Source organism: Planococcus salinus (genome assembly GCF_003719725.1).
Classification (GTDB): domain Bacteria; phylum Bacillota; class Bacilli; order Bacillales_A; family Planococcaceae; genus Planococcus; species Planococcus salinus.
Window position 1 is genome coordinate 61515 of the sequence record NZ_RIAX01000006.1, and the last position, 13667, is coordinate 75181.

A 13667-nucleotide genomic window follows, 5' to 3' on the forward strand; every position below is an offset into this window, starting at 1 on the left:
TAATGCTGCTGCAGACCATTGAAGGCTCTCTTAGCAACATGTATGGAGACGGCGGGAGTCGAACCCGCGTCCAGAGACTCCGCTACTTGAGCATCTACGCGTGTAGCTTACCTATTGGAAGTTCGTCGCATATTCTGCCGATAAGCAGGCGTCCTATGGACTAGTTTGAAAATCTCCTGCAACCGGCTCAAACGGCACCGGTTACCGTATCCCACTATTAGTGAGCTCTACATAGCCACATGGGCGATGGATACATAGAGCAGATTCGAGCTTACGCTGCGAATGCTAGGTTGTTGTTAGTTTTGCCAGTTGTTATAGATACGTTGATGACGGAGCCGATCCTCCGACGCGCAACCCAAGCCCAGATCATCCCTGTCGAATCCGTAACGTCCCCTCATTAAAAAAGAGACACGGAAGATGTTAGCTTCGGTGTTATAAATTCATTATAGGGTAATAGTGATCAAAATTCAAGAAATGTGATCAGTACCGGCTGCGGTCCTTTATTGCCCGATCGATTTCCCGTTTGGCGTCTTTCTTTTTCAAATCCTGGCGCTTGTCATAATTCTTCTTCCCTTTACCAACGCCAAGAAGTACTTTTGCATAACCATCCTTCAGATACATCTTCAAAGGAATGATGGCCGCTCCCTGCACTTTTGAAACTCCGGCAAGCTCATTGATCTGCTTCTTATGCAACAGCAACTTCCGTGAGCGGGTCGGTTCGTGATTGAAAATATTGCCCTGCTCATACGGAGCAATATGCATATTAGAAATCCATGCTTCCCCGTTACGGACCCGAACGAACGCGTCCACCAGCTGCACTTTGCCGTTTCGAGCAGATTTGATTTCTGTACCCTGTAAGACGATGCCCGCTTCGATTGTTTCTTCAATAAAGTAATCAAATTTTGCTTTCTTGTTTTGGGCAATTACTTTTCCTTCTCCTTTTGCCATACTGCTTCACCTCTGATAGATTCAAAAAAGGCGGCCCTTGAGCCGCACTTTTATTTTTTCTTCTTGCGTCCCTGCTTTTTGGCGACGCCTTCATAGAATTTTTTCTTTTTGTTTTTCGGCTTGCGCGTCGGTCCGCCTTCCCGCCTTTTTCCACCTTTTCCTTCGCTGTCTTTCTTTGAAGTACTGATGACACGCGGTGATTCTTTGCGTGTGCGGCGCAGGTTTTGCTTCATGCCGACAATTTCAAAATCGATGGATGATTCTTCCGGCTTCACGCCGATGACACGAACCGAAACCTCATCACCGATGCGGAATTGACGTTTGGTCCGCTCTCCAATCATCATCATTTGACGCTCGTCAAAGCGATAAAAATCATCGGTCAGGTTGGAAACGTGCACCAGCCCTTCGATGGTGTTCGGCAATTCGATGAACATGCCGAAATTCGTCACGGAAGAAACAATCCCTTCAAATTCTTCACCAATTTTATCAGCCATGTACTGGGTTTTTTTCAAGGCATCGGTATCGCGTTCTGCATCCACCGCCCGCCGTTCGCGTTCAGAAGTATGCTCTGCAATATCGTCCATTTCGGCTTCCCAGTGTCTGAGAGTCGCCTGTGATAAATCTTTCTCGATTAAATACGTGCGAATCAACCGGTGAACGATCAAATCGGGATAACGGCGGATTGGCGATGTGAAATGTGTATAATATTCCGTCGACAAGCCGAAATGTCCCAAGCTTTCTGCTGAATACTTCGCCTGCTGCATCGAACGGAGCATCATCGTCGAAATAACAGGTTCTTCCGGCGTCCCTTCAATCGATTCCACGATTTCCTGTAAAGCCCGTGGATGGATCTGATTTCCGGACCCTTTTACAACGATACCGAAGTTGGTCACAAATTCAAAGAAACGCTGCAGCTTTTCAGGCTTCGGGTCTTCGTGTATCCGGTACAATGCAGGCACATCCATATGGTGGAAATGCTCAGCCACTGTTTCGTTTGCAGCCAGCATGAATTCTTCGATCAGCCGCTCGGCCACGGTGCGCTCACGCAGCACAATATCCACTGGATATCCTTCTTCATCGACAATCACTTTCGATTCCTTGAAATCGAAATCAATGGCGCCTCTTCTCATCCGTTTTGTACGCAAAATTTCAGCAAGTTCTTTCATCAGCTCGAACATCGGGACAAGGTCGGCATACTGTTCTTTCAAGGCCTGGTTGTCTTTTTCCAAAATTTCATAAACGTCTGTATAGGTCATCCGTGCTGAAGTCTTAATGACACTCTGGAAAATGTCGTGTGACAGCACTTCTCCTTTATCATTGAAAATCATTTCGCATGACAGCGTCAAACGGTCCACCTTTGGATTCAACGAACAGATGCCATTCGACAGCCGGTGGGGAATCATTGGAATCACGCGGTCTGTCAGGTAAATGCTTGTAGCCCGGTCATAGGCTTCCCGGTCAATCGGAGAACCTTCCGTGACATAATGGCTGACGTCCGCAATGTGGACGCCCAATTTGTATGTGCCGTCTTCCAGTTTCACCACCTGCACCGCATCATCCAGATCTTTGGCGTCTGCTCCATCAATTGTCACAATTTTTTCGTCGCGCAGATCACGGCGTCCTGTCAAATCCTGAGGATCGATTTCTTCCGGTACATTATTGGCCTGTTCCAAGACGTCCGGTGGAAACTCTGTTTCAATTCCATGCTTGTGGATGATCGATAAGATATCCACTCCCGGGTCATTTTTATGACCGAGAATTTGTGTCACCATGCCCGTCGCGGATAATCTTCCTTCGGGCCAGCCGGTAATCTCAACCACCACTTTATGGCCGTCAACGGCCCCCAACGTATCGTCTTTGGCGATAAAGATGTCCATATTCATTTTTTTATCGTCAGTCACCACAAAGCCAAAACCTTTGTTGTCCTGGAACGTACCGACCACTTTTGTGGTCCCGCGCTCCAGAATACGGATGACGGTTCCTTCGCGGCGGTCCCCAGAAGAAGACTCAGAAATTCGGATCATCACTTTGTCTCCGTTGACTGCACTGTTCACTTCGGTAGGCGGTATGAAAATATCATCCATTCCTGCTTCTTCCGGCGCTACAAAACCGAAGCCTTTCGGGTGTCCGATAAATTTCCCCCGCATCAGGTTCATTCGCTCCGGTACTCCATAACGATTGGCTCTTGAACGGATCAACAACCCTTTTTCTTCTAACTTCACTAACGTTTTGACCAGTTCCTTGAACTCTTCGGCATCTTCAAAACCGAATTGTTCTTCAATTTCCTGGACTGTCAACGGCTTATAAGCGTCTTCACGCATAAATGCCAGTAACCTTTGATCGAGTGACAGTTCGTTTTTCCCCAATCCAAACTCCTCCTTTTGACGGTCTCACTCACTCCAGTCGAGTGATTCGAGAAATGCTAAAATATCTTCGTGCAATTGCTCTTTTTCCTGATCAAGTGTGATAACATGACCCGATTTCTCGTACCATTTCAATTTTTTATCAAACGACTCCGCCTTTTCATAAATTACATTGGCGGAATCCGGATTAATGACATCATCCAGAGAACCCTGCACTACCAATAAAGGCGCGTATACATGGTCAACCTGGTTTCGGACTTCCCCGATCAGTTTCCGGAGATCAGCCAGCGACTCCATCGGCTTTTCTTTGAACCTTTCCATTTCTTCTTCGATAACAGACTCTTCTTTTCCTTCATACTTCTTGTACTCACGGGCATAATTCACTACCCCTTCATACATTAGATCCGTTGTCTTCATATACATGGGTGCACACATCGTAACCAGACCCTTTACAGGATAGGTATACCCGATTTTCAACGTAAATACGCCCCCCAAAGAAAGCCCGATCACAGCTATCTCTTCATATCCTTCCTGTTTCAAAGTCTCATACGCCTGCTCTACATCTCTCCACCAGTCGTCAGGACCGGTGACTACCAGTTTTTCCGGTTCCACACCGTGTCCCGCATAATGGGGCGCCAACGATGTATATCCTTTTTTCTCCAGAAAACGGCCGAGCATCCGAACATCGGCTGAATTCCCAGTAAACCCGTGCAGCAGCAGCACTGCCCGTGGACCGGCCTTAAAAAAGAATGGCTTCGGCTGTGAAATACGCATAAAAAATCCCTCCGTTGTTTTAAGGTTATGTATTACTTCATTATTTATCACTGCTCATTGTAAGAAATAGAACAAAACAGCAGAGACACCGCAAGCCCGCGGCAGCTGGCGCGACATCCTGTGAGCGCGAAAACACAGCTATTTTGCGAAATATCGGCACTCCGTATAAAAGAAAACGCCTAACCATGGAAGTGGTCAGGCGATGTAGTCATCTACGTTAGACTTTCGTAATGGCAATAGCCAGTATAAAGAATAAGGCAGCAAGAACGATTGTTACCCGGTGAAGGACAAGGTCCAGTCCACGAGCTTTTTGCTTGCCGAAAAGTTGCTCTGCTCCACCGGAGATGGCTCCCGAAAGACCTGCACTTTTTCCTGATTGCAATAAAACGACGACGATCAATGCGAGCGATACGATGACGAGTAATGTCATTAACAACGTATGCATTTATTCCACCTCCTGAAAAGAACTTGCACAACAAGAACTAGTTTACCAAAAATTGAGACCTGTGACAATAGCGGCGAAGAAAAGCGGAATTCCGCTCTTCCTCTGGCCGAGTCAATTATTTTTTCAGATTATAGAAAGTCTTCGCTCCAAGATATTCCGCCGTTTCATGAAGCTGGTCTTCAATGCGCAAAAGCTGGTTGTATTTCGCTACACGGTCTGTACGGGACGGTGCGCCAGTTTTGATCTGTCCGGCATTTGTCGCCACGGCGATGTCCGCGATTGTCACGTCTTCCGACTCTCCTGAACGGTGGCTGATGACCGCTGTGTAGCCAGCGCGTTTGGCCATTTCGATTGCATCGAATGTTTCAGTCAACGTACCGATTTGGTTGACTTTGATCAAAATGGAATTGCCGACTCCCTGTTCGATGCCCTGTGCCAATTTCGTTGTATTGGTCACAAACAAATCATCTCCGACCAGCTGCACTTTGCTGCCGATGCGTTCTGTCAGCAACTTATGGCCATCCCAGTCGTTTTCATCCAAGCCGTCTTCAATCGAAACGATCGGATATTTATTGCAAAGCTCTTCGTACCAGTCAACCATTTCTTCCGACGTTTTCACTGTATTGTCGCCCGGTAAATTGTAGACGCCTTTTTCTTTGTCATAAATTTCGGAAGACGCTACGTCCATCGCCAACAGGACATCTTGTCCAGGCTGGTAACCGGATTTTTCAATGGCTTCCAGAATCGTTGTCAGCGCTTCTTCATTGGATTTCAGGTTCGGTGCAAATCCACCTTCATCGCCGACTGCCGTGTTATAGCCTTTTTCTTTCAACACGGATTTCAGGTTATGGAAGATTTCAGCTCCCATGCGGAGTGCATGACGAAAAGATTCCGCTCCTACCGGCATGACCATAAATTCCTGGATATCGACATTATTATCGGCATGTTCCCCACCGTTCAGGATGTTCATCATCGGCACGGGTAATTGCTTGGCATTGAAACCGCCCAGGTACTGATAAAGCGGCATGTCCAAATAGTCAGCCGCTGCATGCGCCACAGCCATTGAAACGCCCAGAATCGCGTTGGCTCCCAGACGCCCTTTGTTGTCTGTGCCATCGAGTTCGATCAACGCTTTGTCAATTGACACTTGATCCAGCACAGAAAAAATCTCTTCGATTTCTTCAGCGATTTCATTGTTGACGTGCTCCACCGCTTTTAATACACCTTTTCCTAAATAGCGGCTTTTGTCGCCATCACGCAATTCGACAGCTTCATGCTCTCCCGTAGAAGCGCCGGAAGGGACAATGGCACGGCCAAACGCTCCGCTTTCCGTAAACACTTCCACTTCCACTGTCGGGTTCCCCCGTGAATCGAGTACTTCTCGTGCTTGAACACCTGTAATAATTGGCAATTGAAACAGCTCCTTTGGTTAGTATAATGGTCTTCCTGTCATCTCTATCGGTTGCTCTACATCGAGCAATTTTAAAACTGTCGGTGCTAAATCAGCAAGGATTCCATCACTTCGCAAAACCACTCCTGATTTTGTCACAATGACCGGCACCAGGTTCGTCGTATGAGCCGTCATCGGTTTGCCCTCCGGCGTCAGGACTTCATCGGCATTGCCATGATCCGCTGTCACGATCGCGGATCCGCCTTTTTCGTGCAGAGCTTCGATAATTTTCCCCAAGCAATCGTCCACTGCTTCCACAGCACGGATTGTCGGTTCCAGCATACCGCTGTGGCCAACCATATCCGGGTTGGCAAAATTCAGGATGATGACGTCATGCGCCCCTTCTTCTATCCGATCCACCAAACGTTCTGTCACTTCGTACGCACTCATTTCCGGCTTCAAGTCATACGTGGCGACTTTCGGCGAATCGACCAGAATGCGCTCCTCACCAGGGAAGACATCTTCGCGCCCTCCGCTCATGAAAAAGGTGACATGAGGGTATTTTTCCGTTTCAGCAATCCGCAACTGCTTCAGCCCATTTGCGGAAACCACTTCCCCCAATGTCTGCGAAAGATTCAGCGTTTCAAAAGCGACGCGTGTTTTCAAATCATCACTGTAGGAAGTGAATGACACAAAAGTCAAATCCAGCGGATGGTTGGCACTCAACGGGAAACCGGCAAAGTCTCTGCGGATAAGAGCAGACGTCAATTGAATGGCACGGTCCGGACGGAAATTGAAAAAGACGACTGAATCCCCCGATTCGATCGTGGCCACCGGCCGATCCCCTTCAACAATCACAAACGGATCAATGAATTCATCGACCACTTCAAGCTCATATGATTCGATGACCCCTGCCGCAGCTGAAGTGGCTGTCTTGCCGATGCCATCCACTAAAACCCGGTATGCCAATTCGACACGGTCCCAGCGCTGGTCACGGTCCATGGCATAATAGCGGCCGCTGATTGAAGCAAACTTACCGATCCCGATTTCTTTCATTCGCCGTTCGGCGTCTTCAATATAGGTAAGCGCCGTTCTTGGACCGACATCCCTGCCATCCAAAAAACCGTGGACGTATACCTGCTCGAGGCCATGCTCTTTTGCCATCTCCAATAAGGCGAATAAATGTTCATAATGGCTGTGAACACCACCGTCCGACAGCAAGCCCATTACATGAAGTGCTTTTCCTCTTGCTTTCGCTCCGGCAATCGCTTCCACAAAAGGCGGGTTTTGATAAAAATCGCCTTCTTTAATGGACTTGTTGATCCGCGTTAAATTCTGATAAACAATACGTCCCGCTCCGATATTCAAATGGCCCACTTCCGAATTGCCCATCTGGCCATCCGGCAAGCCTACCGCTTCGCCTGAGGCAGTCAGCAGTTCATGAGGATAACTGTTCCACAGGGCATCAAAATTCGGTTTTTTCGCCATTGCTACAGCGTTACCGAAAGTTTCTTTCCGACAGCCGAAGCCGTCTAAAATAATGAGTGCTACCGGGCCTTCTGTTTTACGCATCGTTACCGGCCTCCAATAACTGAAGAAACGACTCGGCTTCCAGGCTGGCTCCGCCCACCAAGGCTCCGTCAATATGCTGCATGCCCAGCAGCTCTTCAATATTCGAAGGCTTCACACTGCCGCCATATTGAATGCGCAGCTGATCTGCTGTTTGTTCGCTGTACAAATCGGCAACTTTCCCGCGGATGATGCCGCATACTTCATTGGCATCTTCAGCTGTGGCCGTTTTGCCGGTTCCGATCGCCCATATAGGTTCATATGCCAACACCAGCTTTTCCACTTGTTGCCCAGACAAACCGTTCAGCGCATGAGCCACTTGTTTTTCCACTACTGATCCTGTGTTGCCATCCTGCCGCTGTGCCAATGTTTCTCCGACACAGACGATCGGCGTTAACCCGTGTTCGAATGCAGCGTGTACTTTTTTGTTGACAGAGTCGTCTGTTTCATTGAAGTATTGGCGGCGTTCCGAATGGCCAATAATGACATAGTCCACACCGATATCCGCTAATTGAACAGGACTGATTTCACCAGTGAAAGCACCTTCCACAGCCTCGTGCATGGTCTGCGCGCCAATTCGCAAAGGACTGTTCTCTGCTGAAACGACAAGCTGTGGCAAAAACAGAGAAGGAGCACAAATGACAGAATCCATCTTGCTTGCATCAGGGACCAACCCACTCACTTGTTCTACGAATTGCTTGGCCTCCGAAGCAGTTTTGTACATCTTCCAGTTTCCTGCAATAATCGGTTTTCTCACAAAACACACTCCTTTACTTGTCTGATAACGCTGTCACACCCGGCAGGTCTTTCCCTTCCATAAACTCAAGGGAAGCGCCGCCGCCTGTTGAAATATGGTCCATTTGATCAGCAACGTTGAATTTTTCAACTGCTGCAGCTGAATCTCCGCCACCTATTACGGTGTAAGCTGATGTTTCTGCCATCGCTTCTGCCACGGCCTTCGTCCCGTTTGCGAAAGGCGGCATTTCAAACACACCCATCGGTCCATTCCAAATGACCAGCTTGGATTTGTTGATCACTTCTGCGTACAGCTCAGCTGTCTCCGGCCCGATATCAAGCCCCATCCAATCCGCCGGGATCTCTTCAATTTTGACCGCTTTTGTATCTGCGTCTTTTGAAAATTCGCTTGCCACCACGGCATCAATCGGCAAATACAGCCGAACCCCTTTTTCTTCCGCCTTTTGAATGAAGGATTTTGCCAACTCCAATTTGTCTTCCTCCACCAAGGATTTTCCGATTTCATGCCCTTGCGCTTTGCTGAATGTGTAGGAAAGACCGCCGCCGATCAATAAATGGTCGACTTTGTCCAATAAATGATCGATGACACCGATTTTATCCTTCACTTTGGCTCCGCCGATGATTGCTGTAAAGGGACGTTCAGGATCCGATAATGCTTTCCCCAGAACATCCAGTTCCTTCTCCAACAGAAGACCGGATACTGCAGGAAGATAATTCGCAATCCCAGCTGTCGAGGCATGCGCACGATGTGCTGCCCCGAAGGCATCATTTACATATACGTCGGCTAAAGAAGCAAATGCCTTTGCCAATTCTTCATCGTTCTTTTCTTCTCCCGGATGGAAGCGGACATTTTCCAATAACACGATCTCGCCTTCGTTCATCGCTGCAATGGCCTGTTCCACTTTTTCTCCAATCGATTCGTCGAGGCTTTTTACCTCTTTATGTACTAATTCACTGAGTCTGGCTCCAGCTGCCGAAAGTCGCATCTCTTCGTTCACTTCGCCTTTCGGACGGCCCAAGTGGCTGGCCAGAATCACTTTTGCACCGTTGTCCATCAAATAACGGATGGTGGGAATGGCTGCTCGGATACGTGTATCATCTGTAACTTTGCCTCCCTCCATTGGCACATTAAAATCCACTCTGCAAAAGACGCGCTTTCCTTTCAAATCCAAATCTTTCATGGTCATTTTTTGCATCATGAAATACCTCCCATTGTCTTGAAAAAAATATGGGACGGAGGTAAACCTCCGCCCCATTTACCCTCTTTTATTATAGAGGTTCACAGAAAATTAAGCTATGATTTTTAGCTTACAAGCCTTTTTTGTACATGTGTAACGCAATATCGATGCAGCGGGCAGAATAGCCGGTTTCGTTATCATACCAGGCAAGGACTTTCACCATATTGTCGCCCACCGCCATCGTTGATAAACCATCAACAGTGGAAGAGGCCGTATTGCCATTGTAATCGCTTGATACCAATGGAAGATCGCTGTATTCCAACGTTCCTTTCAACTCGTTTTCAGTCGCTTTTTTCAAGGCTGCATTCACTTCTTCAACAGTCGCTGGAGACTCAAGTTCCGCAACCAAGTCGATCAGTGATACATTCGGCGTCGGAACGCGGATGGCCATTCCGTCAATTTTGCCTTTCAACTCCGGCAATACTTTGGCAACAGCAGCTGCCGCGCCGGTTGTTGTCGGAATCATTGACTCAGCCGCTGCCCGTGCACGCCGGTAATCGGAATGAGGTGAATCTAACAGGATCTGGTCATTGGTATAGGAGTGGATCGTCGTCATAACCGCTTTTTTAATGCCAAATGTATCGTTCAATACTTTGGACATTCCAGCCAGACCATTTGTGGTGCAGGAAGCATTCGATACGACATGATCCACTTCCGGGTCGTAACTTTCGTGGTTAACGCCCATTACTAATGTTTTCATTCCATTTTTACCAGGAGCTGAGACGATAACTTTTTTAGCTCCCGCTTCGATGTGTTTGGACGCTGACTTTTCGTCACGGAAAATTCCTGTCGACTCCAGCACAATGTCCACATTCAGGTCTTTCCATGGAAGGTTTGCCGGATCTTTTTCGGAAAATACGCGGATTTTTTTGCCGTTGACAATAATATCGTCGCCTTCAGCAGATACTTCAGCATCCAATATGCCGTGGACAGAATCATATTTCAATAAATGGGCCAGCATCGGTGCGTCCGTCAAATCGTTTACCGCTACTATTTCTATGTCGTCTATTGCCATCGCTTGACGAAACACGATGCGTCCGATACGTCCAAATCCGTTAATTGCCATTTTTAAAGTCATTTTATAGTTCCTCCTGTTTTTCAGTAGTCTCAATAATTTCCCGGGCGGCTCCTTCATCTGTTACCAGCACTGTCCGTTCAGGTGCATTCTTGAAATAAGATAAGATGGCTTTCCCTTTGGACCGCCCGCCGGCAACTGCCAGAATGGCCGGAGCTCTTTGCACTTGTTCCAATTGAATTCCCGCTGTGCGGATTCGATAAACTACCTTGCCGTCTTTGTCGAAGTAGTAGCCGAAAGCTTCGCTGACTGCGCCTCCTGAACGGATTTTCTCGACTTCTTCCTGTGAAGAGTTCCGGCGTTTCGCCATTTCTTCCGCATTGCCGATTCCATGGACCACTACTTCCGTTTGGTTGTACAAATCCATCATGTCTTTGATCATCGGTTCTTTCATCATCGTTTCAAAAGCTTCCTGGGAAAGGTGGTCCGGTAAATACAGCGTTTTAAAAGATCCGCCTGCCTGTCCTGCAAAAGCAGAAGCAATTGTGTTCGCTTGATGAAGAACATCTTCGCCCAAGCCGCCACGGGCAGCGATAAATTGCAGTTTTTTATCAGTCTTTTCCATATTCAGCCCTTTAGCAATGGCTGCCATGGTGCTGCCGCCTGTAACGGCAATTTTTTTGAACTTGGCAAACTGCGCTTCCAGCAGCTTTGCCGCTTCTTTTCCGATCTGGTATTTCACAGCTGGCATGTCGTCACTGTTTTGAGGCACAATGATGACTTTCGATATCCCTAATGCTTGCTGGAGCTGTTTCTCCATTTGCCCCAAACCGGAAATTTCATGAATGAATTCCATCAAAGAAGACAGAACTTCTTCTCCCAAATCCGTGACAATCATTCCTGCTGTTTTCATCTCAATCAATTGCTGCTCCCGCATCAAATCCGTTTCTTTGCGGACTTCCCGCTCGGTCAACTTGACCGATTCACTGACCGTTCTTCGACCGATCGGCTGTTCCAGCATGATCGCCTGTAAAATTCGATATCTTTTTTTCAGGAGCTCGGACATTTCGGGGACCAGCTTTAATTGGGCTTCCGTTACTTTATCCATCTTTCCACTCCTTTTGGCTGGACGACTTTTATCCCGCCGCTAAATATTTTGTCCCACTAGTTTCATTTTAGTCTTACAGGAGAATAAATGCAAACAAAAAGAAGCGTTAGTATCCTAACGCTTCCAGTAATTCCACATAGCCGACGTTTCCATACACCAGAACTTCTCCGTCTTTTTCGATGACAGGAATCATCAGCATGTATTTTTCATGCAGAGCATCGTCGCTTTCAATGTCGATTTCATTGTACTCAAGCGGAAAATCTTCCTGCACCAGCTCGATCATCAGTTTTGCTTCTTCGCACAACGGACAATTCTGGCGTGTGTAAAAGTTGATCATGTTTTTCCTTCTTTCTATTATTTGCTGCACTGAAGTTAGAAGTTCTCAACAATGGTATTAATAATTATGCATATTTCACTGAAGAAATCGCTCCAGACGGACGCTTTCCGCGGGCGAAGCGCTGAGCCTCCTCGTCGCCTCGAAAACCGGTGCTCCTGCATCGCTTCGCTAGCTTCGTCGCAAACGAGCTGGACAAATTAACATTTGCCCAACTCGCTTCCTGCAGGGTCTCATCACTCCGCTTTCCCGCAGGAGTCGCCGCCTTTCGCTCTTTCTTCTAAAATTCATACGGAATATAACTCAGTTCCCTTTCCTACAGAGGCACTAAACCCTTCTTCCCCAACTGACTATATTTGCCGCTATATAAATTGCACTAAAAATATTAACTCTTTCATAAAGATATGGAGTAAAACAGTGGAGACTCCCGCGGGATAGCGAAGCTGTTCTGCGGAATAGCGGCAGGTGAAGAAATAAATTAAGCTTATTAAAGAAAAAAACTGGCCCTTCTCCCGAACAAACGGTGAGAAGGACCAGCTTTTGTGTTGTGATGCCCTCGAAGGGAATCGAACCCCTATCTCAAGAACCGGAATCTTACGTGTTATCCATTACACCACGAGGGCTTTGTTGCCTTAGCGACTTTTCTATTATATAAAACACTGAGAAAAATTTCAAGCTATATTTTGCAATTCGTTAGATTTGACCTTCATTGACCTTTGAGTGTATGATAATAGTACAGCTGAACATTGTTTCAGCAGGATTGCATATTACTTTACGAGGAGGATCTTTATGAATTTAATTCCAACAGTAATTGAACAAACCAGCCGGGGCGAACGCGCGTATGACATTTACTCACGTTTGTTGAAAGACCGTGTGATCATGCTCGGAAGCGGCATTGACGATAATGTGGCAAATTCCATCGTGGCACAGCTTCTGTTCCTGGAGGCAGAAGATCCGGAAAAAGACATTTCCATTTACATCAACAGCCCAGGCGGCAGCATCACTGCCGGAATGGCGATTTACGACACCATGCAGTTTATCCGTCCGGATGTTCAAACCATCTGCATCGGCATGGCCGCGTCTATGGGTGCATTCTTGCTGGCTGCCGGAACAAAAGGCAAACGCTATGCGCTTCCAAATGCCGAAGTAATGATTCACCAACCACTTGGTGGTGCTCAAGGGCAGGCGACCGAGATTGAAATCGCAGCGAAACGCATTTTGCAGCTTCGTGAAAAATTGAACCAAATTCTGTCTGACCGTACAGGCCAGCCATTGGAAGTCATTTCTAAAGATACAGACCGCGACAATTTCATGACTGCCGAACGTGCGCTTGAATATGGTTTGATCGACCAAGTCATCACGCGCAACAAATTGAACGAAGACCAAAAATAAAAATAAGATCTGACAAAAAAAGGCTCACAGTCGAACGACTGTGAGCTTTTTCTATTCTTTTTCAATAATGGCAGAAAGCGCAGCTACAGCAGCTTCATCATCCGATCCATCGGCAGAGATAATTACATCTGTCCCTTTACTGATGGCCAGGCTCATGATCCCCATAATGCTCTTCGCATTTACTTTTTTATTGTCTTTTTCCAGGTATACATCCGCGTTATAACGATTTGCCTCTTGAACGAATAATGCTGCCTGCCTTGCCTGAAGCCCTGTTTTCAATTGTACATTCACTTGTTTTTCAACCATGCTAATCCTCCTCTGGAAACTAAACTACA

13 protein-coding genes, 1 tRNA gene and 1 other RNA gene are annotated in these 13667 nt (G+C 47.2%); 1 reads left to right on the forward strand and 14 read right to left on the reverse strand.

Features of this window, described 5'->3' with window-relative positions; translation table 11 throughout:
* Positions 1–40 precede the first annotated feature (40 nt).
* The 13 genes from ssrA to EEX84_RS09645 all read right to left on the reverse strand — a co-directional run bounded on the left by ssrA (position 41) and on the right by EEX84_RS09645 (position 12563).
* Positions 41–394: a transfer-messenger RNA gene (ssrA, locus tag EEX84_RS09585) on the reverse strand.
* Between the two features lie 86 nt (positions 395–480).
* The gene (smpB, locus tag EEX84_RS09590; protein WP_123165420.1) at positions 481–948 is read right to left on the reverse strand and encodes an SsrA-binding protein SmpB; all 468 of its coding nucleotides are present in this window, start codon (positions 946–948) and stop codon (positions 481–483) included.
* Positions 949–998: 50 nt separating this feature from the next.
* Positions 999–3314: a ribonuclease R gene (gene rnr, locus EEX84_RS09595; protein WP_123165421.1), complete on the reverse strand. Its 2316-nt coding sequence runs from the start codon at positions 3312–3314 to the stop codon at positions 999–1001.
* 24 nt (positions 3315–3338) lie between these two features.
* Positions 3339–4085 carry an alpha/beta hydrolase gene (locus EEX84_RS09600; protein WP_123165422.1) on the reverse strand — a complete coding sequence of 249 codons (747 nt, stop codon included), beginning with the start codon at positions 4083–4085 and terminating at the stop codon, positions 3339–3341.
* Between the two features lie 217 nt (positions 4086–4302).
* Positions 4303–4530 carry a preprotein translocase subunit SecG gene (gene secG, locus EEX84_RS09605; RefSeq protein ID WP_123165423.1) on the reverse strand — a complete coding sequence of 76 codons (228 nt, stop codon included), beginning with the start codon at positions 4528–4530 and terminating at the stop codon, positions 4303–4305.
* A 115-nt stretch (positions 4531–4645) separates the two neighbouring features.
* Complete coding sequence (gene eno / locus EEX84_RS09610) at positions 4646–5941, reverse strand: phosphopyruvate hydratase (RefSeq protein WP_123165424.1); 1296 nt, start codon at positions 5939–5941, stop codon at positions 4646–4648.
* A gap of 18 nt (positions 5942–5959) precedes the next feature.
* On the reverse strand, positions 5960–7492 hold the full coding sequence (gene gpmI, locus EEX84_RS09615; protein ID WP_123165425.1) for a 2,3-bisphosphoglycerate-independent phosphoglycerate mutase: 1533 nt from the start codon (positions 7490–7492) through the stop codon (positions 5960–5962).
* Complete coding sequence (gene tpiA, locus EEX84_RS09620; RefSeq protein ID WP_123165426.1) at positions 7485–8246, reverse strand: triose-phosphate isomerase; 762 nt, start codon at positions 8244–8246, stop codon at positions 7485–7487. The genes gpmI and tpiA overlap by 8 nt, the downstream gene beginning before the upstream one ends.
* A gap of 13 nt (positions 8247–8259) precedes the next feature.
* Positions 8260–9441, reverse strand: coding sequence for a phosphoglycerate kinase (locus EEX84_RS09625; RefSeq protein WP_192892952.1), 1182 nt, complete (start codon positions 9439–9441; stop codon positions 8260–8262).
* 112 nt (positions 9442–9553) lie between these two features.
* Positions 9554–10561: a type I glyceraldehyde-3-phosphate dehydrogenase gene (gene gap, locus EEX84_RS09630; RefSeq protein ID WP_123165428.1), complete on the reverse strand. Its 1008-nt coding sequence runs from the start codon at positions 10559–10561 to the stop codon at positions 9554–9556.
* A 1-nt stretch (position 10562) separates the two neighbouring features.
* On the reverse strand, positions 10563–11606 hold the full coding sequence (locus EEX84_RS09635; RefSeq protein ID WP_123165429.1) for a sugar-binding transcriptional regulator: 1044 nt from the start codon (positions 11604–11606) through the stop codon (positions 10563–10565).
* A gap of 106 nt (positions 11607–11712) precedes the next feature.
* Positions 11713–11943 carry a glutaredoxin family protein gene (locus EEX84_RS09640; RefSeq protein WP_123165430.1) on the reverse strand — a complete coding sequence of 77 codons (231 nt, stop codon included), beginning with the start codon at positions 11941–11943 and terminating at the stop codon, positions 11713–11715.
* A gap of 548 nt (positions 11944–12491) precedes the next feature.
* Positions 12492–12563, reverse strand: a tRNA-Arg gene (locus EEX84_RS09645).
* A gap of 166 nt (positions 12564–12729) precedes the next feature.
* Between EEX84_RS09645 and clpP the strand changes: the two genes are divergently transcribed.
* Positions 12730–13332 carry an ATP-dependent Clp endopeptidase proteolytic subunit ClpP gene (gene clpP, locus EEX84_RS09650; RefSeq protein WP_123165431.1) on the forward strand — a complete coding sequence of 201 codons (603 nt, stop codon included), beginning with the start codon at positions 12730–12732 and terminating at the stop codon, positions 13330–13332.
* A 51-nt stretch (positions 13333–13383) separates the two neighbouring features.
* On the opposite strand, the gene EEX84_RS09655 is transcribed toward clpP, so the two are convergent.
* Positions 13384–13638, reverse strand: coding sequence for an HPr family phosphocarrier protein (locus tag EEX84_RS09655; protein WP_123165432.1), 255 nt, complete (start codon positions 13636–13638; stop codon positions 13384–13386).
* Positions 13639–13667: the final 29 nt, after the last annotated feature.

Coding starts and splice junctions, on each gene's coding strand:
- gap (WP_123165428.1), bottom strand. CDS start 10,561: ATGACTTTAAAAATGGCAATTAACGGATTTGGACGTATCGGACGCATC.
- EEX84_RS09625 (WP_192892952.1), bottom strand. CDS start 9,441: ATGCAAAAAATGACCATGAAAGATTTGGATTTGAAAGGAAAGCGCGTC.
- smpB (WP_123165420.1), bottom strand. CDS start 948: ATGGCAAAAGGAGAAGGAAAAGTAATTGCCCAAAACAAGAAAGCAAAA.
- EEX84_RS09640 (WP_123165430.1), bottom strand. CDS start 11,943: ATGATCAACTTTTACACACGCCAGAATTGTCCGTTGTGCGAAGAAGCA.
- EEX84_RS09655 (WP_123165432.1), bottom strand. CDS start 13,638: ATGGTTGAAAAACAAGTGAATGTACAATTGAAAACAGGGCTTCAGGCA.
- clpP (WP_123165431.1), top strand. CDS start 12,730: ATGAATTTAATTCCAACAGTAATTGAACAAACCAGCCGGGGCGAACGC.
- gpmI (WP_123165425.1), bottom strand. CDS start 7,492: ATGCGTAAAACAGAAGGCCCGGTAGCACTCATTATTTTAGACGGCTTC.
- secG (WP_123165423.1), bottom strand. CDS start 4,530: ATGCATACGTTGTTAATGACATTACTCGTCATCGTATCGCTCGCATTG.
- EEX84_RS09635 (WP_123165429.1), bottom strand. CDS start 11,606: ATGGATAAAGTAACGGAAGCCCAATTAAAGCTGGTCCCCGAAATGTCC.
- EEX84_RS09600 (WP_123165422.1), bottom strand. CDS start 4,085: ATGCGTATTTCACAGCCGAAGCCATTCTTTTTTAAGGCCGGTCCACGG.